The following is an 18,524-nucleotide window of genomic DNA, read 5'->3' as shown; positions in this document are numbered from 1 at the left end:
AAGCAGGCACCGCCATGAGCGACCCCACGACCCCAGCTCGACCCGACGAGCCAGAGCAGCCGGCAGCAGAGCCGACGGTTCCCTCGACCGAGACGCCAGAAGCCGCCGAGATTCCAGTGACGGATGCAGCGGCGGATGCTGCATCCGGAGCCGCGGCCGAGGAGCCGGCCGCCCCTGAGACGCCCCCGGCTCCGCCCACGCCCCCTGCGCCCCCGGCGCCGCCCGCACCGCCGGTCGACTCGCCTGCACCGCCGGTCCCCCCGGCGCCGCCGGCGCCCCCCGCACCGCCGGCAGCACCCGCCCCGCCTGCCTACGGCGCGCCCCAGACGCCGCCGCCCGCCTACGGCACACCGCCCGCCTACGGCACACCGCCCGCCTACGGGTCCCAGCCTCCGGCTCCGCCCGCCTACGGTGCTCCGGTCTACGCGACCGGAACGGCGACACCGACCCCCGTGCTGAGCCTCATCTCGCTCATCGCCGGAATCATCGGTGTCGCGGGTGCCCTGGCCGTGGTCTGGATCCCCATCGCCGGCGGCATCCTGCAGCTCTTCATCCCGGCCGCCGCCGTGGTGCTCGGCTTCCTCGGTCGCAAGAAGGAACCGGCGTCGAAGGGGATGTGGCTGACCGGAATCATCCTGGGCTTCGTCGGCATCCTCGCCGGACTCACCTCGGTCATCTTCTGGATCGTCGTGTTCGCGTCCATCGGCAGCTACGACGGCTACGGCGGGTACTAGGGAGCTCTCGGCGACGTGGGGCGGATGACCTGAACCGGCCATCCGCCCCACGAACCGTCGGTGCTCGTTCCAGCGTCCAGGGGGGAGAGGCGATGAGCGAATCCGAGGCGGCGCTGTTGCCGGAACCGCCGAGCGCCGCAGCGAGCCTGTCCAGCTGGCTGGGCGTGGGCGGCCTCCTCGTCTGCCTGTTCCTCCCGTGGGGTGCCATAGCCTCGGCGGGAGCCGTGATCGCCGGCATCGCCGCGCGCCCCGTCGACTCCTACAGCCGCGTCAACCGCATCGTGGGGATCACGACCGGCGTGGTCGGCATCCTGATCGCCGCGGTCTGGGTACTGGTCGTCGCGCGCGTCGCACCGGGGTCCTGATCCGACGGTCCGTCGCGGCCGCTCAGACCCTCTCGACCAGAAGGGTCACGTGCCGTCCGGCCTGACGGGCGAGCACGATGGTGGCGGATGCCGATCCCTTCAGCTGCAGGCGCTTGCGCAGTTGGGCCGGGTCGACGTCGATGCCGCGCTTCTTGATCTCCAGCGTGCCCACGCCGCGCTCACGAAGGGCCGCCTTGAGCTTCTTCTCGTCGGTGGGCAGCTGCTCCAGCACGCGGAACGCCGTCGCGAACGGGGTCTCCCGCGGGGCGTCCGCCGTGAGGTAGGCGATGCCGTCGCTCAGCATCCTGGCGTCCAGCTCCCGGGCGAGGTCCCCGATGAGCCGGGCACGGATCACGGCGCCATCGGGCTCGTAGAGGTAGTCACCGGGTTCGCCGACCTCCACGTCGGGACTGTCGGCATCGGCACTGAGTTCGGCCGTCCCGGCTTTCCCGAGCAGCAGGGCGGAACGACGGATGCCGGGACGAGCCAGGGCTCCGAACCAGAGGCCCATCTCCACCAGCTGGCCGTCGACCGAGACCCACTGCGCCTCGGCGTCGGCCGGGATGAGGGAGCGGTCGAATCCCGGTCCCAGCTTCACGCCTGTCGGCATCCGCTCGGCGAGGCCGAAGGCGAAGTCGAGGGAGGGCGAGTAGTCGGCCGCCTTCGTCAGGCGCTCGGTCTCAGCGTGGCCGGCGGTCCGTCGGGCCGGGTCGAGGTAGACGCCATCGATGCCCGTGAGGTCGACGTCCTCGGCGCGGGCGTCGAGCACCGTCGCCGAAGGGAACGGCGCCAGGTTGTAGCTGGCGATGACCGCCGTGACCTCGTCGGCGTCGGCTGCAGTCACCTCCAAGTCGATGGCGGCCATGGCGAGGGCATCGCCGCCGATGCCGCAGCCGAGGTCGGCCACCCGGCCGACGCCTGCCGCGGCGAAGCGCCCGGCGTGCAGGGCGGCCACGGACAGGCGGGTCGCCTGCTCGAGGCCGGCATCCGTGAACAGCATCCGAGAGGCGAATTCGCCGAACTTGCCCGACGCCTTGGCCCGCAGTCTGGACTGGCTGAGCACGCCGGCGACGAGACCGGCGGAGTGGCCCTGCGCGCGAAGCGAGCTGACGAGACGCACGACGTCGGCTTTCGCGTCCCACGGGGGGAGGGAGTCGAGGAGCCGGAATCCCTCGGGCGTCAGCAGGTCGACGAGCTCGGAGCGATCCATGCCCCCACGCTAACCCACCGGCGCCGATGGCCATCGTCATCGTTGGCACTCACGTTGCATGAGTGCCAATCGCGCCCTAAACTCGTCTTAGCACTCTCATATCGAGTGTGCTAACCCAGTCTTCGTTACAGAAAGAGGTCAACCGTGTCGGTCTCCATCAAGCCGCTCGAGGATCGCATCGTCATCAAGCAGGTCGAGGCAGAGCAGACCACGGCGTCGGGTCTCGTCATCCCCGACACCGCCAAGGAGAAGCCCCAGGAGGGCGAGGTCGTGGCAGTCGGCCCCGGTCGCATCGACGACAACGGCAACCGCGTGCCGCTCGACATCGCCGTCGGCGACAAGGTCATCTACTCCAAGTACGGCGGAACCGAGGTCAAGTTCTCGGGTGAGGACTTCCTGGTCCTCTCCGCTCGCGACGTTCTCGCGGTGGTCGTGCGCTAGTCGCACCCCACACGGGTGAGGGGCCCGGATGCTGACGGCATCCGGGCCCCTTCGTCATCCCCGGGGTGAGCGGAACTCGTGTCGACGTCATGGCTTCGGGACGAACGGATGCGGCTCCGCGGCAGGATGTCGCGTCGCGTTGGCAGTCGGGCCGAGGTCGCACCGGCCTCGCGCCGCGTAAGCTCGGACGAGTGGCTGTGACGCAGGAATCCTCGAAGACCCCCATCGCGGCACCGATCGACAGCACCGGTCGCACGGGGCTGATCTACGCGATCACCAGCTATGTGCTCTGGGGCTTCCTCCCCATCTACTTCATCGCGCTGGCCCCGGCTGGCGCTCCCGAGATCGTCTCCTGGCGCATCATCTTCTCGCTGGTGTTCTGCGCCATCCTCCTCACGGTCACCCGCGCCTGGCGCGGGTTCCTCGCGCTGGCACGGCAGCCACGCATCTCCCTGACCATGGCGCTGGCCGGTGTGCTGATCCTGGTCAACTGGACCGTGTACGTCTACGCCGCCACGACGGGTCAGGTCGTCGAGGCCGCCCTCGGGTACTTCATCAACCCGATCGTCACGGTGTTCCTCGGTGTCATCGTGCTGCGTGAGCGGCTGCGTCCCCTCCAGTGGACCGCGGTCGGCATCAGCATCGTCGCCGTCCTCGTACTGGCGATCGGCCACGGCAGCTTCCCGTGGATCGCACTGGCGCTGGCGTTCTCCTTCGGCTTCTACGGCCTGATCAAGAAGCGAGTCGGCGGTCAGGTGGATGCTGTCTCCGGCCTCACGCTGGAGACAGCGTGGCTCGTGCCCATCGCCATCATCGCCCTCGTCGTCGTGAACGCTACGACGGGCATCACCCTGGGCACTGTCAGCGTCTGGCACACCGTGCTCCTCGCGGCCGCCGGCGTCATCACGGCGGTACCGCTGCTGTTCTTCGCCGCAGCCTCCAGGCGCCTCCCGCTCATCTACATGGGCTTCATCCAGTACTTCGCGCCGTTCATCCAGTTCCTCGTCGGAGTCGTGCTGCTGCACGAGGCGATGCCGCCGGAGCGCTGGGTCGGCTTCGCCCTGGTCTGGGTCGCGCTGCTGGTGCTCACGGTCGACATGGTGCGCTCGGCGCGCAGTGCTCGGCGCGCATCCGTCGAATCGGTCTGACTCGCCGCTAGGCTGGCGCCCGGTATAGGGGGAGGACAGCCTTGACGATGATCCACCGATCGGGTGCTCTGGCAGCACTGGTGGCAGCAGCACTTCTGCTCACGGGCTGTACGGCAGCGGACTCCGGGAAGGGGTCGGCGACTCCGACGGCGACGCCGACGCCGGAACCCGTCGTCGCGGGAGACGGGTCGCTGCAGATAGCGACCGTGCTCGACATGGCCGGAAAGAAGGCGTCGGTGTCCCAGGCGCAGGTCGCTGGGGTCGAGCTGGCCGCCCGTGAGCTCAACGAGCAGGGCGGGGTGCTCGGCGCTCCCGTCGTCGTACTGCACCGGTCGACGGCGACGGATGCTGCGACCCTGGCCACCGAGCTCGAGGATCGCGCGATCGACGTCGTGCTGTGGTCGGCGACGGGTGACATCCCCGAGGAGATCACCGCGCTCGGAGGCGCCACGACCGTGGTGCGCATCGGCCCGGCCGACTGGAAGCCGGACAAGGCCTTCGCCGCGCGACTGAGGTCCGCCGATCCGGGGACGTCGCTCGCCGGCGGCGGCGAGGCGTACGACACCACGATGCGGGTGGCCCTGGCGGCCACCGTTGCCGACAACGACTCGGGGAGCGCTATCGCCGCCGACATCACGACGGTCTCCAGCGGGTCGTTCTCCTGCGTCAGCTTCGGAGAATGCGCAGCCGCCCTGGCGGACGATGCGACGATCAGCTACGCCGGCGTGACAGGCTCGGGCGGGCTCGCCCAGGCGACGCCCGAAGCCGAGCCGACGCCCGCGAAGACGAAGAAGAAGTAGTCGCGCTGCGGCCCTCCCTGACGCGCGAAAACGTCGCCGGAATGGCTCAGCGGTACAGAATCCGTTGTTTTGCGCCCGCCAGTTTGCCGGGATGTAACAATTTGGACGGTTTTGCCACACTGTGACCAAGTTGGCTTGTCCGCCCCATGATCGCCCAATACTGTGGCATCACGGCAGTCGTCCAGACTGCCATCTGTGTACACATTCCTAAGTCCCAAGGAGCAACATGAGCGTATTCGCGAAGGCCAAGGCCTCGCGCTCTGCCCGGGCAGTATTGAGCGGAGCCGCCCTCGTCGGCGTCAGCGCTCTCCTACTGACCGCGTGCAGCAGTGGTGGCGGCGAGGCGGCCAGCCCGTCCGCTTCCGAGACGGCCGCGGCCGGCGACGCCCTGCCCATCAAGGCCGGTGACCGTGATCTCGATCTGAAGATCGGCACGATCCTTCCGCAGTCCGGTACCCTCGCATTCCTCGGCCCGCCCGAGGAGGCCGGTGTCAAGCTCGGCGCCACCGAGGTCAACGATGCCGCAGCAGGCCTCAACCTCGACGTCGTCTACCGCGACTCGGGCGACACCACGACAGACACCGCCACCGTCTCGGTGACCGACCTCCTCTCGCAGGACGTCTCGGCCATCGTCGGTGCGGCATCCTCGGGTGTCTCGTTCACGGTCATCGACCAGATCACCGGTGCCGGCGTCGTGCAGTTCTCGCCGGCGAACACCTCGCCCGACTTCACGAACTACGACGACAAGGGCCTGTACTTCCGCACGGCTCCGTCCGACCTGCTCCAGGGCGAGGTCCTCGGCACCCAGATCGCCGAGGACGGCAACTCCACCCTCGGCCTGCTCGTGCTGAACGACCCGTACGGCACCGGCCTGGCGAAGGCCACGAAGGAGGCCTTCGAGGCCGCCGGCGGCAAGGTCGTCGTCGAGCAGCAGTTCAACACCGGTGACTCCAACTTCGACGCTCAGCTCTCGGCGATCTCCGCCGCGAAGCCCGACGCCGTCGCGGTCATCACCTTCGATGAGGCCAAGGTCGTCGTGCCCGCCCTCGTCGGATCCGGCTACCCCGGTGACAAGCTGTACTTCGTCGATGGAAACCTCGCCGACTACAGCGCCGACTTCGCTCCCGGCCTCATCGCCGGATCGAAGGGCACCCTCCCCGGCCCCAAGCTCGAGGACGACTTCAAGGATCGCCTGCTCACCGCAGACTCGACCCTGACCGACTTCAGCTACGGACCCGAGTCGTACGACGCGACAGTGCTCATCGCTCTGGCGGCCTACGCGGCCAACAGCACCGACGGCACCGAGATCTCGAAGTACCTCCGCCAGGTCTCGGGCGGATCGGGTGACGGCACCAAGGTCACGTCGTTCGCCGACGGCGCCAAGCTGCTCGCCGAGGGCAAGCAGATCGACTACGACGGAGCCTCCGGCCCCGTCACGTTCGACGAGAACGGCGACCCGACTGAAGCCACCATCGGTGTCTACCAGTACGGAGCCGACAACAAGTACACGCGCATCAACTAAGCGCAGCTACTGATGGGAAGGGCCCCGGCTTCGGCCGGGGCCCTTTCTCGTACCCGCGGGCGAGGAGGCGTCGTCCCGGGACCCTGGAGGACGCGCGTGGGCCCGCTCGGAGCGCCGGACGTCCTCGAGGGAGCCGAGTGTGATCCTGGTCCGCTGTGGCGTCAGGAGGGCGCCAGCAGGGCGTCAGGGGTACGACGGAGCCACCGCCACGCGATGGTCGACTCCTCCACCCGCAGGAGAGGCGGACAACGAGAAGAGGGGCGGATGCTGCAGCATCCGCCCCTCTTCTCGTGTTGTTGCGAGCGCTACTCGCCGAGCGTCCCCAGGTAGAGCCCGATGACCTTCGGATCGTTTAGGAGTTCCCGACCGGTGCCGGTGTACGCGTCCTTGCCCTGGTCGAGCACGTAGCCGCGATCGCAGATCTGCAGGCAGCGGCGAGCGTTCTGCTCCACCATGATGGTCGTCACGCCGGCCTTGTTGATCTCCTTGACGCGCAGGAAGGCCTCGTCCTGGCGCACGGGGGAGAGCCCGGCGCTGGGCTCGTCGAGCAGCAGGATGTGCGGACCCATCATGAGCGCGCGCGACATCGCCACCATCTGGCGCTCGCCGCCCGAGAGCGAACCGGCGCGCTGCGTGAGGCGCCGGCCGAGCTCGGGGAAGATCTCCGTCACGAACTCCAGGCGCTCCTTGAGGCCCTTGGGCTTCTGGTACATGCCCATCTCCAGGTTCTCCTGGATGGTGAGCGACGGGAACACGTTGTTCGTCTGCGGTACGAAGCCGACCCCCTTGGCGACGAGCTTGTTCGCCTTGAGGTTGGTGATCTCCTCGCCCTGCAGGAAGATGCCGCCCTCTCGCACCTTCACCAGGCCGAAGATCGACTTCAGCAGGGTCGACTTGCCGGCGCCGTTCGGGCCGATGATGCCGATGAGCTCACCCTGACGTGCCTGCAGCGAGCAGTTGTTGAGGATGTTGACCCCGGGCAGGTAGCCCGCCGTGACAGCGCGAACGTCGACCACGAGGTCGCCGACGGGTGCGGGTGCGGCGGGGGCTGCTGGACTACTGTTCGTCATCGATGAGCTCCTTCAGGACTTCGACGTGCTCGGTGTCGGTCTCGCCCAGGTCGGTGTCGTGGTGCGACCCGAGGTAGGCGTCGATGACGGCCGGGTTGGCCATGACAGTGTGCGGGTCGCCTTCAGCGACGACCTTCCCCTCGGCCATGACGATCACCCAGTCGGCGATGTGGCGCACCATGTGCATGTCGTGCTCGACGAAGAGCACCGTCATGCCCTGGTCCTTGAGGCCCAGGATGTGGTCGAGCAGCGATTGCGTGAGAGCCGGGTTCACTCCGGCCATCGGCTCGTCGAGCATGACCAGCGTCGGATCGCTCATGAGCGCCCGAGCCATCTCGAGGAGCTTGCGCTGGCCGCCCGACAGGCTCGCCGCGTAGTCCTCGCGCTTGGCATCGAGCTTGAAGCGGGCGAGGAGCTCGTCGGCCTTGACCGTGATCTCGTCCTCCTGCTTGCGCCAGAGGAACGGCAGGATCGAGCGGAACAGGTTCTCGCCGGTCTGCCCCTTCGCGCCGAGCTTCATGTTGTCGAGCACGGTGAGCAGGCCGAGGGACTTCGTCAGCTGGAAGGTGCGGATCAGGCCCATGCGTGCCACGCGGTACGCGGGAACGCGCTGCAGCGGCTTGCCGTCGAACTCCCACACGCCGGCATCCGGCTTGTCGAAGCCCGTCAACAGGTTGAAGAAGGTCGTCTTTCCAGCGCCGTTCGGGCCGATGAGGGCGGTGATGGCTCCGCGGGGGATCTCGACGTGGTCGACGTCGACGGCGGTCAGACCACCGAAGGTGCGCCGCACGCCGTCGGCGATGATGATCGGGTCGACCTTGCGGACGCCCGGGACGGCATCGCCGATGTGCAGGCCGGTCGTCTTGACCGGGGTGACTGATGGGGTCGTGTCACTTGACAAAGGCCAACTCCTTCTTGTTTCCGAAGATGCCCTGTGGTCTGAAGATCACGATCAGCATGATCGCGACTCCGACGAGGATGAAGCGCAGCTGACCTGCCTGCACCTGGGTCATGAAGGGCAGCCAGCCGGCCTCCACGGCTCGGGCGATGAAGCCCGAGAAGAACGACAGCAGCACCCAGAAGATCATCGAGCCGATGATGGGCCCGAGGATCGTCGCGGCACCGCCGAGCAGCAGGATCGCGTAGATGAAGAAGGTGAGCGAGGTCTGGTAGTTCGCCGGGACCACTGCACGCGGGAGCACGAAGATCATGCCGGCGAGGGTTCCGAAGACGCCACCGAGCACGAGGCTCTGCATCTTGTAGGAGTACACGTTCTTGCCGAGAGCGCGCACTGCGTCCTCGTCCTCACGGATGCCCTTGATGACACGGCCCCAGGGGCTGCGCATGATGAGCCAGGTGAGGACGGCCGCGATGATCACCACGGTCCAGCCGACGAGGCGGATCCACCAGTCGTAGGCGTTGTACTGGAACGGCCCGAAGCCGACGGTGCCCTCGAAGGTGAAGGGGTTCAGAGCGCCGAAGCTGCCCTTGTACCCCTGCAGGCCGCTGGCCGAACCCGTGACGGCTTCCCACGTTCCCGTGGTGAAGAGCAGTCGCAGGATCTCGGCGGCCGCGATCGTGACGATGGCAAGGTAGTCGGCCCGCAGTCGCAGAGTCGGAATACCGAGGATCAATGCGAAGACGACGGATGCCCCGACTCCCACCAGCACGGCGGCCCACACGGGGAAGCCGAAGGTGAGGATCGAGATGGCGTAGCCGTACGCACCGAGGGCCATGAAGCCCGCCTGCCCGAAGTTCAGCAGGCCCGTGTATCCGAAGTGGATCGCGAGGCCGAGCGCAGCGAGCGCGTACGCCGCCGTCGTCGGGCTGATGAGCTCCTGCGAGGCATTGGAGAAGATCTGAATCCAGTCGATCATGTGCCTGCCCCCTAACCGATTCTCTCTTTGCGACCCAGGATGCCCTGCGGTCGGAACAGCAGGATCAGGATCAGGATGATGAGTGCTCCCACGTACTTGAGGTCGGACGGGAGCCACAGGGTCGTGAGCTCGGTGAAGAGCCCGACGATGATCGATCCCACGAGGGCGCCGAACGCCGTGCCGAGACCACCGAGGGTGACGGCGGCGAAGACGAGCAGCAGGATCTGGAAGCCCATGTCCCAGCTCACACCCGGACGGGCGTAGGCGTAGAGGATGCCGGAGAGGCCGGCGAGCAGTCCTCCGAGCACCCACACGATGCGGATCACGCCGTCGACGTCGATGCCGCTGGCCGAGGCGAGGCTCGGGTTGTCGGACACTGCGCGGGTGGCCTTGCCGATGCGCGTGCGCAGCAGGAAGAAGGCGACACCGAGCAGCACCACGACGGAGATGACCATGCTGACGATGTCGACCCACGAGAGGGCGACGGCGCCGAAGCGGATGTCGCTCGACAGAGTCGCGCCGGGCAGCTGGCGAGTGGCTCCGCCGTAGAAGAACTGGTACACGTAGCGCAGCGCGAGCGAGAGACCGATGCTCACGATCATGAGCTGGATGATTCCGACGCCCTTCTTGCGCAGCGGTTTCCAGATCATCGCGTCGAGCGTCCAGCCGAGCCCGGCACTCAGGACGAGCGCGATGATGATCGCGATCCAGAGCGGCCAGGCCAGGTCGACGCCGAAGGTGAGCGTCATGAGGGCACCGAAGGTGATCATCTCGGCGTGCGCGAAGTTCGACAGCCCTGTCGTTCCGAAGATCAGCGAGACGCCGATAGCGGCCAGCGCCAGCAGGAGACCGAAGTTGAGGCCGTTGACCACGCGCTGTACGAACTGGTCGAAGAAGCTCGTGGTGACGCGCTCCCCTTCTCCGAGGAAGAAGTTGACCGCCTTCGTGTTGGTGAGCCCGAATTCGGCCTGGATGGTGGCGCCGCCCTTGGCGACGACGACGCCCTTGGGGAGCGTGTCCTCATCGAGGGTGATCTTGTAGGCCGCCTTCTCGGGCACCCCGATCTTCCATTTGCCGTCGGCATCCGTCGCCACCGTTGCGGAGTAGCCGTTGCCGGCGACCGTGATCTCCACGCCCTCCAACGGCTTCTGGTCGAACTGGACGTTGCCGACGAAGATGTAGTCGTAGTCGGTGCCCACCTCGTCAGCCTGCGCTGGTGAGGCGTTGAATGCGCTCAGTGTGAGAAATGCGAACAAGAGACCGACGAGGATCACGAGAGTTCTCGGTGATCGCCGACGAGCCGTATCAGTGGAATTCACTGAACCTCCATGGGGGGTGCCTCACCGGTCGTGCCGGCGGCGGCTCCTAGGTCAATCCTGACAACAACTTTGTCGACAGTACGTGCTGATTATGTCCTATGTGTTTCGCGAATGCGCCAGTCGACGCTGAGTGATTCTGGCGGGTGGAATGCCGGAGGCGCAAACTCGCTTAACATTGAGCAACCGGTGCGATCTCGCGTGGATTGCGGCTTGGTAACGATCTGAACTCCAGCAAAGGAAAATCGAGATGGGCGAGCACGATCCCTTCGGCTTCATCGGTCTGACCTACGACGACGTGCTGCTCCTTCCCGGGCACACCGACGTCATCCCGAGTGAGGCCGACACCCGCTCGCGGCTCACCCGCCGGATTGACGTGGCGACCCCGCTGCTGTCGGCGGCGATGGACACCGTCACCGAGGCTCGCATGGCCATCGCGATGGCGCGCCAGGGTGGCATCGGCATCCTGCATCGGAATCTCTCGATCGCCGATCAGGCCGAGATGGTCGACCGGGTGAAGCGGAGCGAGTCCGGGATGGTCTCGAACCCGATCACGACGACTCCCGACGCGACCGTCGCCGACGTCGACGCCGTCTGCGCCACCTACAGGGTGAGCGGGCTGCCCGTCGTCGACGGTGACGGCACTCTCGTCGGCATCATCTCGAACCGCGACATGCGCTTCGTCTCCGACTTCGAGAAGGGGACCACCCGGGTCGCCGACGTCATGACCAAGGCGCCCCTCATCACCGGGCGGGTCGGCATGAACCCCGACGAGGCGCTCGCGATCTTCGCGAAGCACAAGGTCGAGAAGCTGCCCCTCGTCGACGAGGCAGGCAAGCTGACCGGCCTCATCACGGTGAAGGACTTCGACAAGTCCGAGCAGTACCCCAACGCCACCAAGGACTCGGAGGGTCGACTGCGCGTCGGCGCCGCCATCGGGTTCTTCGGCGACGCGTGGGAGCGGGCTGAGGCGCTGCGCGACGCCGGTGTCGACGTGATCGTCGTCGACACCGCGAACGGCCACTCCGCCGGGGTCATCGACATGGTGCGACGCCTCAAGGCTGACGCCTCGTTCGAGCACATCGACGTCATCGGCGGCCAGGCCGCGACCCGCGAAGGCGCACAGGCCCTGATCGACGCGGGCGTCGACGCCGTCAAGGTCGGTGTCGGTCCCGGATCGATCTGCACCACGCGCATCGTCGCGGGCGTCGGTGTTCCCCAGGTCACGGCGATCTACGAGGCTTCGCTCGCGGCACGTGAAGCAGGCGTGCCGATCATCGCCGACGGCGGTCTGCAGTACTCGGGCGACATCGCCAAGGCGCTCGTCGCCGGTGCCGACACCGTGATGATCGGTTCACTGCTCGCCGGCACCGACGAGTCGCCCGGCGACGTCGTGTTCCAGGGCGGAAAGCAGTTCAAGCTGTACCGCGGCATGGGGTCGCTCGGTGCCATGCAGACGCGCGGCAAGAACACCTCGTACTCCAAGGACCGCTACTTCCAGGCTGATGTCCCGAGCGACGACAAGCTGATCCCCGAGGGCATCGAGGGCCAGGTCGCGTACCGCGGCTCGGTCGCTGCGGTCACGTACCAGCTCATCGGCGGTCTTCGGCAGTCGATGTTCTACGTGGGCGGGCACACGATCGCAGAGCTCAAGGCCAAGGGCAAGTTCGTGCGCATCACTGCGGCGGGCCTCAAGGAATCGCACCCGCACGACGTGCAGATCGTGGTCGAGGCTCCGAACTACACCAGGTAGCCGCTCGCTGAGGCCGGCGCGCAGTGCCCGGCCGGAGCGCTTCGGGCGTGGACTTCGTCCGGCCCTCAGCGACCGGTCGATGGGCGTGCGGCCAGCTCCGCCAGCCGATCGATCGCCTCACGGATGATCTCGGGGGAGGTGCCGAAGTTGAGGCGCGCATGACCGCGGCCCTGCTCGGCACCGAACTCCGGACCAGTGGCCAGCGCCACCTTCGCGTGCTCGAGGGCGTAGGCGGCCGGGTCGTCGCCCCAGCCGAGGGCAGAGAGGTCGAGCCACGCCAGGTAGGTCGCATCGGGGATGCGATAGCGGGCTGACGGCAGCTTCTCGGCGAGAAGCTCACCGAGGAGGCGGGCGTTGGCGTCGAGGGTCTCGCGCACGCCGTCGAGCCACTCCCCGCCGTGCGAGAACGCCGCGATGCTCGCGATCTCGCCGAAAAGTCCGGTGCGCCAGTTCACCTCGATGGGGAAAGCCGCCCGCACGGCGTCGCCGCGATCGCTGGCCGTGATGATGAGCGCGCACTTGAGCCCGGCCAGGTTGAAGGCCTTGCTCGCGGACGTGACCGCGACTCCCACCTCGCGGGCGGCATCCGACACCGACAGGAACGGGGAGTACTCGACGCCGTCGCGCAGGAGAGCGTTGTGGATCTCATCGCTGACGATGGTGGCGCCGTGCCGCTGCGCGATGACGGCGAGGGAGCGCAGGTCGTCGGCGGTGTGGCAGAGCCCGACGGGGTTGTGCGGATTGCACAGCACCATCGCGCGGGCTCCGGCCGCGAACGCCGCATCGATGCCGTCGAGGTCTAGTCGCCAGCCATCGTCGATGCCGCCGAGCAGGGGAACCTCGACGATGCGAGCCGATGCCTCGGGTGCCAGTTCGAAGAACGGCGGGTAGACCGGGGGAGTGATGATCACGCCGTCGCCCGGTCGCGTGACCTGGCGCAGCACCTCGACGATGCCGAGGCTCACGTCGGCCGTGCTGGTGACCCGGCTCGGGTCGACCTCCCAGCCCCAGCGGTCGCGCGCGAATCCGGCGAAGGCCGTCGCGACGGCGAGGCTGTTGTAGAGGTAGCCCGTGTCCGAGCGGTCGACCGCGGCATGCAACGCCGCCGTGATCGCCGGTGCCAGCGGGAAGTCCATCTCGGCGACGGTGAGGGGGAGCACATCGTCGGGGTGCGTGCGCCATTTCTCGCTGGTGCGCTCGCGGAGGCGGTGGAGGGGCTCGGCTTCGATCCTCGTCATGTGCCCAGCTTGCCGCATCCGTCTGTCGGCGGCAGGGGTCCCGCCTGCGTCCGCACCTGCTCCGAAGGCGAGCTCTCGGTGTATCCTGATCGGCTGCCCACCCGCGGCGCCCGGCATGACGGGCTCAGGCGATCACGAGGACTCACGGCTCATGGGCTACATCGACGTCAGCGACGTCTCCTTCACCCTTCCCGACGGCAGGCCCCTGCTCGACGCGGTCTCGTTCCGCGTCGGTGAGGGGGTCACCGGTGCGCTCATCGGGGCGAACGGCGCCGGGAAGTCGACGCTGCTGCGGATCATCAGGCGCGAGCTGACTCCGGATGCCGGCGTCGTGTCGCTGGCCGGCGGGCTCGGCGTCATGGATCAGTTCGTGGGGCATGCGGCATCCGGAACCGTGCACGACCTCCTCGTCTCCGTCGCTCCGGCGCGCGTGCGGAGTGCGGCGATCGAGCTCGACGCCAGCGAGAACGCCCTCATCGAGGTCGACGACACCTCGACCCAGATGCGTTACGCCACGGCGCTCGCCGACTACGCGGACGCCGGCGGGTACGACCAGGAGACGGTGTGGGACACATGCACCATGGCGGCCCTCGGGGTGCCGTGGGAACGCGCCCGCTATCGCGACGTGACCTCGCTGTCGGGCGGAGAGCAGAAGCGACTGGTCCTGGAAGCGCTGCTCAGGGGGCCGGAGGAGGTGCTGCTGCTCGACGAGCCGGACAACTACCTCGACGTGCCGGGCAAGCGCTGGCTCGAGGATCAGCTGCGCTCCACGCGCAAGACCGTGCTGCTGGTGTCGCATGATCGCGAGCTGCTCGCCCGTGCCGCCGACCGCATCCTCACCGTCGAACTCGGCGCAGCCGGCAACACGGTCTGGGTGCACGGCGGAGGCTTCGCCGACTACCACGCCGCCCGGGACGCCCGCATGGACAGGCTGGACGAGCTGCGGCGGCGCTGGGACGAGGAGCACGTGAAGCTCCGCACCCTGGTGCAGACGTTGAAGACCAAGGCGACCTACAACGACGGCATGGCCTCGCGCTACCAGGCCGCGCAGACCCGGCTGCGCAGGTTCGAGGAGGCGGGTCCGCCCGAGGAACGGCCGCCGGCGCAGGACGTCACGATGCGCCTGCGCGGCAGCCGAACCGGCAAGCGCGCGGTCGTCTGCGAGGGGCTCGAGCTCACGGGTCTCATGCGACCGTTCGACCTCGAGGTCTGGTACGGCGAGAGAGTGGCCGTGCTCGGATCGAACGGATCGGGCAAGTCGCACTTCCTGCGTGCCCTCGCGCGCGGTGGGACCGAACCCGATCGGATGCTCGGACACGTGACGGGCATCGGCCAGGCGCTCGCACCGGTACCGCACACCGGACGCGCCGTGCTGGGGGCACGGGTGGTTCCGGGGTGGTTCGCCCAGACGCACCTCCACCCCGAGCTCACAGGTCGCACGCTCCTCGACATCCTGCATCGCGGAGACGACGGCCGGGCCGGACTGCCGCGCGAGGCGGCGAGCTCGGCGCTCGACCGCTACGGCCTGGTGCGATCGGCGCAGCAGAACTTCGAGTCGCTCTCGGGCGGACAGCAGGCGCGCCTGCAGATCCTGCTGCTGGAACTCTCGGGCGCGACCCTCCTGCTCCTCGACGAGCCGACCGACAACCTCGACCTGGTCTCAGCCGAGGCGCTCGAGGAGGGGTTGGCCGCCTTCGACGGCACAGTGCTCGCCGTCACGCACGATCGCTGGTTCGCGAGGGGATTCGACCGCTACCTGGTCTTCGGCGGGGACGGCGACGTCTACGAGGCCGACCAGCCGGTGTGGGACGAGGGCCGCGTGGTGCGCGCGCGGTGAGCCGCGGCATCCGTGAGCCCGACCCGGCCCCGGCAGTAGGCTGGGAGACGTGAGTATGGAGATTGAGATCGGTCGCGCCAAGCGCGGCCGCCGTGTGTACGCGTTCGACGACGTCGCGATTGTGCCGAGTCGGCGAACGCGGGATCCCGAGGACGTCTCGGTGACGTGGTCGATCGACGCCTACCAGTTCGACATCCCCTTCCTCGCCGCCCCCATGGACTCCGTGGTGTCGCCGACGACGGCCATCATGATGGGCCAGCTCGGCGGACTCGGTGTCCTCGACCTCGAGGGCGTCTGGACCCGGTACGAGAATCCTGAGCCGCTGCTCGCCGAGATCCGCTCGCTGCCGCAGGACCAGGCCACGCGGCGCATGCAGGAGATCTACACCGAGCCGATCAAGCCGGAGCTCGTGACCGAGCGCCTCGCCGAGATCCGGTCCGCCGGTGTCACGGTGGCGGGCGCCCTCTCGCCGCAGCGCACCCAGGAGTTGTACGAGACCGTCGTGGCGGCCGGAGTCGACCTGTTCGTCATCCGCGGCACCACTGTGTCGGCCGAGCACGTCTCGAAGAGCACCGAGCCGCTGAACCTCAAGAAGTTCATCTACGAGCTCGACGTGCCCGTGATCGTCGGCGGCGCCGCCACCTACACGGCCGCACTCCACCTCATGCGCACGGGCGCGGCCGGCGTGCTCGTCGGCTTCGGCGGGGGAGCCGCATCCACGACGCGCGCAGCCCTCGGCATCCACGCCCCCATGGCCACTGCAGTCGCCGACGTCGCCGGTGCGCGCCGCGACTATCTCGACGAGTCCGGCGGACGCTACGTGCACGTCATCGCCGACGGCGGCCTCGGAACCAGCGGCGATATCGTCAAGGCGATCGCCTGCGGTGCTGACGCCGTCATGCTCGGCTCGACGCTCGCCCGGGCGACGGATGCCCCCGGCGGCGGATTCCACTGGGGTGCCGAGTCGCACCACTCCAAGCTTCCGCGCGGCAACCGCGTGCAGGTCGGCACAATCGCCCCGCTCGAGGAGATCCTCTACGGTCCGGCACCCGTCGCCGAGGGCACCGCGAACCTCGTCGGGGCCCTCCGCCGTTCGATGGCGACGACGGGATATTCGGACCTGAAGGAGTTCCAGCGCGTCGAAGTGGTTGTCGCGCCGTATCAGGGCAACTAACGTCGAGATAACGACTCGCCTCAGGGAGGCCAACGATGGCATCTACGAACAACGTCACCCGATCGTCCAAGCTCGGCCCTGAGGAACGCGAGGCCGCGCTCACCCGGATGAAGGAACGCGAGCTGGACATCCTCGTGGTCGGTGGCGGCATCGTGGGAGCCGGGGCGGCGCTCGACGCCGTGACCCGTGGCCTCAGTGTCGGGCTGCTCGAGCAGCGGGACTGGGCCTCGGGAACGTCGAGCCGCTCGTCGAAGCTCGTGCACGGCGGCATCCGATACCTGGAGCAGCTCGATTTCAGGCTGGTGCGCGAGGCGCTGACCGAACGCGGACTGCTGCTGCAACGCATCGCGCCGCACCTGGTGAAGCCCGTGAGGTTCCTCTACCCGCTGAAGAAGCGCGTGATCGAGCGGTTCTACATCGGCGCCGGCATGCTCCTCTACGATATCTTCAGCTACACCGGCGGGCGCCCGCCCGGGGTGCCGCACCACCGGCACCTGTCCAAGCGGCAGGTGATGCGGGCCATCCCGTCGCTCTCCAACGACGCCCTCGTCGGCGGCATCACGTACTACGACGCCCAGGTCGACGACGCCAGGTACGTCTCGTCGCTCGGTCGTACGGCCTCGTTCTACGGCGCCCACGTCGCCACCCGCGTCAAGGTAGAGGGATTCATCAAGGTCGGCCAGCGAGTCGTCGGAGTCCATGCCCACGACCTGCAGACCGGCGAGCGCTTCGAAGTGCGGGCCAAGCAGGTCGTCAATGCGACCGGCGTGTGGACCGATGACACCCAGCGGATGGTGGGCGAGCGCGGAACCTTCAAGGTGCGCGCCTCGAAGGGCATCCACCTCGTCGTGCCGCGCGACCGCTTCCAGTCCTCGATGGGACTGCTGCTGCGCACCGAGAAGAGCGTGCTGTTCGTCATCCCGTGGGGCAGGCACTGGCTCATCGGCACCACCGACACCGACTGGAACCTCGACAAGGCGCATCCTGCTGCCACAGCGGCCGACATCGACTACCTGCTCGAGCACGTCAACAGCGTGCTGGCCACCCAGCTCACGCGCGAAGACGTCGAAGGCGTGTACGCGGGGCTGCGGCCCCTCCTCGCCGGTGAGAGCGAGCAGACCTCGAAGCTCTCCCGCGAGCACCTCGTCGGCCACAGCGTTCCCGGTCTCGTCGTCATCGCCGGCGGCAAGTGGACCACGTACCGCATCATGGCGAAGGACGCCATCGACGCGGCCGTCGACGCCCTCGATGGCCGCATCCCGGTCTCGACGACCCAGGAGATCCCGCTCCTCGGAGCCGAGGGCTACTGGGCGGCCTGGAACAAGCGCCGCAAGATCGCGAAGGCCTTCGGCGTGCACACCGTGCGCATCGAGCACCTGCTCAACCGCTACGGCACGCTCACCGACGAACTGCTCGACCTCATCCGCAGCGATGCATCGCTCGGGGAGCCGCTGCCCGGCGCCGACGACTACCTCGCGGCGGAGGTCGTGTACGCCGCATCCCACGAGGGCGCCCTGCACCTCGAGGACGTGCTGGCGCGTCGCACCCGCATCTCCATCGAGGCGTGGGATCGCGGGGTCTCGGCCGCGCCCGTGGCCGCCAAGCTCATGGGCGACGTGCTCGGCTGGGACAAGAAGCGCCAGGAGCGCGAGGTGTCCAACTACCTCAAGCGCGTCGCCGCAGAGCGCCAGTCGCAGGAGCAGCCGGATGACGAGTCGGCGGACCGCGTGCGGCTGGAGGCCCCCGACATCATGACGCCGTAGGCCTGCGGCGCCGCCAGCCGCCAGCCGCGTCGTCGCCCGCCAGCTGTACCGCCCGCCCGCCCCGCCCACTGGCCGCGTGCGCCATTTAGCGGGGTTGCGCCACGGCGCTGTCAAGTGGTCGTTGCAACTTGCGGGTTCAGGAGTGTGTTGAGTGCTTGGGCTGGTGTGCGGTAGTCGAGGGTGGGTCGGGGACGCTGGTTCAACGTGTCTTGTACGCGCTGCAGCGCTGCGGCGTCCCACGCGTGCAGGTGATGCTGCTCGCGATGCTGCTGCCGT

16 protein-coding genes and 1 pseudogene are annotated in these 18,524 nt (G+C 68.2%); 10 read left to right on the top strand and 7 right to left on the bottom strand.

All coding sequences use genetic code 11. The annotated features are described in order from the left end of the window. Positions 1 to 14: 14 nt before the first annotated feature. Both ASF30_RS22290 and ASF30_RS13160 read left to right on the top strand, forming a co-directional pair. The gene (locus ASF30_RS22290) at positions 15 to 734 is read left to right on the top strand and encodes a hypothetical protein (protein ID WP_157497389.1); all 720 of its coding nucleotides are present in this window, start codon (positions 15 to 17) and stop codon (positions 732 to 734) included. A gap of 92 nt (positions 735 to 826) precedes the next feature. Continuing rightward, positions 827 to 1,099 carry a hypothetical protein gene (locus ASF30_RS13160; RefSeq protein WP_055907351.1) on the top strand — a complete coding sequence of 91 codons (273 nt, stop codon included), beginning with the start codon at positions 827 to 829 and terminating at the stop codon, positions 1,097 to 1,099. A 22-nt stretch (positions 1,100 to 1,121) separates the two neighbouring features. Here ASF30_RS13160 and ASF30_RS13155 read toward each other — a convergent pair whose 3' ends face one another. After that, entirely contained in the window at positions 1,122 to 2,309 is a 1,188-nt protein-coding gene (locus ASF30_RS13155; RefSeq protein ID WP_055907348.1) for a class I SAM-dependent methyltransferase, read from the bottom strand. Between the two features lie 144 nt (positions 2,310 to 2,453). Here ASF30_RS13155 and groES point away from each other — a divergent pair, with 144 nt between their 5' ends. The 4 genes from groES (at position 2,454) to ASF30_RS13135 (ending at position 6,220) form a co-directional block, all read left to right on the top strand. After that, positions 2,454 to 2,750 (top strand): co-chaperone GroES, encoded by a 297-nt coding sequence (groES, locus tag ASF30_RS13150; RefSeq protein ID WP_055821246.1) that lies wholly within the window; start codon positions 2,454 to 2,456, stop codon positions 2,748 to 2,750. A gap of 197 nt (positions 2,751 to 2,947) precedes the next feature. Beyond that, a complete protein-coding gene (gene rarD, locus ASF30_RS13145; protein WP_235480332.1) occupies positions 2,948 to 3,898 on the top strand; it encodes an EamA family transporter RarD in 951 nt (316 codons plus the stop codon). 47 nt (positions 3,899 to 3,945) lie between these two features. Further along, the gene (locus ASF30_RS13140; RefSeq protein WP_055907345.1) at positions 3,946 to 4,698 is read left to right on the top strand and encodes an ABC transporter substrate-binding protein; all 753 of its coding nucleotides are present in this window, start codon (positions 3,946 to 3,948) and stop codon (positions 4,696 to 4,698) included. A gap of 226 nt (positions 4,699 to 4,924) precedes the next feature. Then, positions 4,925 to 6,220 carry an ABC transporter substrate-binding protein gene (locus tag ASF30_RS13135; RefSeq protein ID WP_055907342.1) on the top strand — a complete coding sequence of 432 codons (1,296 nt, stop codon included), beginning with the start codon at positions 4,925 to 4,927 and terminating at the stop codon, positions 6,218 to 6,220. Positions 6,221 to 6,525: 305 nt separating this feature from the next. Here ASF30_RS13135 and ASF30_RS13130 read toward each other — a convergent pair whose 3' ends face one another. Genes ASF30_RS13130 through ASF30_RS13115 form a run of 4 tightly spaced genes read right to left on the bottom strand, consistent with a single transcriptional unit; the run spans position 6,526 to position 10,486 of the window. Next, on the bottom strand, positions 6,526 to 7,290 hold the full coding sequence (locus ASF30_RS13130; protein ID WP_055907339.1) for an ABC transporter ATP-binding protein: 765 nt from the start codon (positions 7,288 to 7,290) through the stop codon (positions 6,526 to 6,528). Next, on the bottom strand, positions 7,277 to 8,191 hold the full coding sequence (locus ASF30_RS13125; RefSeq protein ID WP_055907336.1) for an ABC transporter ATP-binding protein: 915 nt from the start codon (positions 8,189 to 8,191) through the stop codon (positions 7,277 to 7,279). Before ASF30_RS13125 ends, ASF30_RS13130 begins: the two co-directional genes overlap by 14 nt. Then, entirely contained in the window at positions 8,181 to 9,164 is a 984-nt protein-coding gene (locus ASF30_RS13120; protein ID WP_055908686.1) for a branched-chain amino acid ABC transporter permease, read from the bottom strand. Before ASF30_RS13120 ends, ASF30_RS13125 begins: the two co-directional genes overlap by 11 nt. Positions 9,165 to 9,178: 14 nt before the next feature. Next, complete coding sequence (locus tag ASF30_RS13115; RefSeq protein ID WP_082467793.1) at positions 9,179 to 10,486, bottom strand: branched-chain amino acid ABC transporter permease; 1,308 nt, start codon at positions 10,484 to 10,486, stop codon at positions 9,179 to 9,181. Between the two features lie 247 nt (positions 10,487 to 10,733). Between ASF30_RS13115 and guaB the strand changes: the two genes are divergently transcribed. Further along, positions 10,734 to 12,236, top strand: a complete 1,503-nt coding sequence (guaB, locus tag ASF30_RS13110) for an IMP dehydrogenase (RefSeq protein ID WP_055907334.1) — start codon at positions 10,734 to 10,736, stop codon at positions 12,234 to 12,236. 65 nt (positions 12,237 to 12,301) lie between these two features. Here guaB and ASF30_RS13105 read toward each other — a convergent pair whose 3' ends face one another. After that, complete coding sequence (locus ASF30_RS13105) at positions 12,302 to 13,474, bottom strand: MalY/PatB family protein (protein WP_055907331.1); 1,173 nt, start codon at positions 13,472 to 13,474, stop codon at positions 12,302 to 12,304. A gap of 151 nt (positions 13,475 to 13,625) precedes the next feature. Here ASF30_RS13105 and ASF30_RS13100 point away from each other — a divergent pair, with 151 nt between their 5' ends. Genes ASF30_RS13100 through ASF30_RS13090 form a run of 3 tightly spaced genes read left to right on the top strand, consistent with a single transcriptional unit; the run spans position 13,626 to position 18,248 of the window. Beyond that, positions 13,626 to 15,311: an ABC-F family ATP-binding cassette domain-containing protein gene (locus ASF30_RS13100; protein ID WP_055907328.1), complete on the top strand. Its 1,686-nt coding sequence runs from the start codon at positions 13,626 to 13,628 to the stop codon at positions 15,309 to 15,311. Between the two features lie 55 nt (positions 15,312 to 15,366). Further along, entirely contained in the window at positions 15,367 to 16,485 is a 1,119-nt protein-coding gene (locus ASF30_RS13095) for a GuaB3 family IMP dehydrogenase-related protein (RefSeq protein WP_055907325.1), read from the top strand. A gap of 35 nt (positions 16,486 to 16,520) precedes the next feature. After that, positions 16,521 to 18,248, top strand: a complete 1,728-nt coding sequence (locus tag ASF30_RS13090) for a glycerol-3-phosphate dehydrogenase/oxidase (RefSeq protein WP_055907322.1) — start codon at positions 16,521 to 16,523, stop codon at positions 18,246 to 18,248. A gap of 110 nt (positions 18,249 to 18,358) precedes the next feature. Here ASF30_RS13090 and ASF30_RS23595 read toward each other — a convergent pair. Continuing rightward, positions 18,359 to 18,524 (bottom strand): annotated as a pseudogene (locus tag ASF30_RS23595) (IS30 family transposase); the annotation flags it as partial.

The organism is Leifsonia sp. Leaf264 (assembly GCF_001422325.1).
Taxonomy (GTDB): domain Bacteria; phylum Actinomycetota; class Actinomycetes; order Actinomycetales; family Microbacteriaceae; genus Orlajensenia.
This window is presented reverse-complemented; position numbering and strand designations above follow the sequence as displayed.

Excerpts from the sequence above, each read along its gene's own strand:
- ASF30_RS22290 (WP_157497389.1), top strand. The coding sequence starts at position 15 with ATGAGCGACCCCACGACCCCAGCTCGACCCGACGAGCCAGAGCAGCCG.
- ASF30_RS13160 (WP_055907351.1), top strand. The coding sequence starts at position 827 with ATGAGCGAATCCGAGGCGGCGCTGTTGCCGGAACCGCCGAGCGCCGCA.
- ASF30_RS13155 (WP_055907348.1), bottom strand. The coding sequence starts at position 2,309 with ATGGATCGCTCCGAGCTCGTCGACCTGCTGACGCCCGAGGGATTCCGG.
- ASF30_RS13140 (WP_055907345.1), top strand. The coding sequence starts at position 3,946 with ATGATCCACCGATCGGGTGCTCTGGCAGCACTGGTGGCAGCAGCACTT.
- ASF30_RS13135 (WP_055907342.1), top strand. The coding sequence starts at position 4,925 with ATGAGCGTATTCGCGAAGGCCAAGGCCTCGCGCTCTGCCCGGGCAGTA.
- ASF30_RS13130 (WP_055907339.1), bottom strand. The coding sequence starts at position 7,290 with ATGACGAACAGTAGTCCAGCAGCCCCCGCCGCACCCGCACCCGTCGGC.
- guaB (WP_055907334.1), top strand. The coding sequence starts at position 10,734 with ATGGGCGAGCACGATCCCTTCGGCTTCATCGGTCTGACCTACGACGAC.
- ASF30_RS13105 (WP_055907331.1), bottom strand. The coding sequence starts at position 13,474 with ATGACGAGGATCGAAGCCGAGCCCCTCCACCGCCTCCGCGAGCGCACC.
- ASF30_RS13100 (WP_055907328.1), top strand. The coding sequence starts at position 13,626 with ATGGGCTACATCGACGTCAGCGACGTCTCCTTCACCCTTCCCGACGGC.
- ASF30_RS13095 (WP_055907325.1), top strand. The coding sequence starts at position 15,367 with ATGGAGATTGAGATCGGTCGCGCCAAGCGCGGCCGCCGTGTGTACGCG.
- ASF30_RS13090 (WP_055907322.1), top strand. The coding sequence starts at position 16,521 with ATGGCATCTACGAACAACGTCACCCGATCGTCCAAGCTCGGCCCTGAG.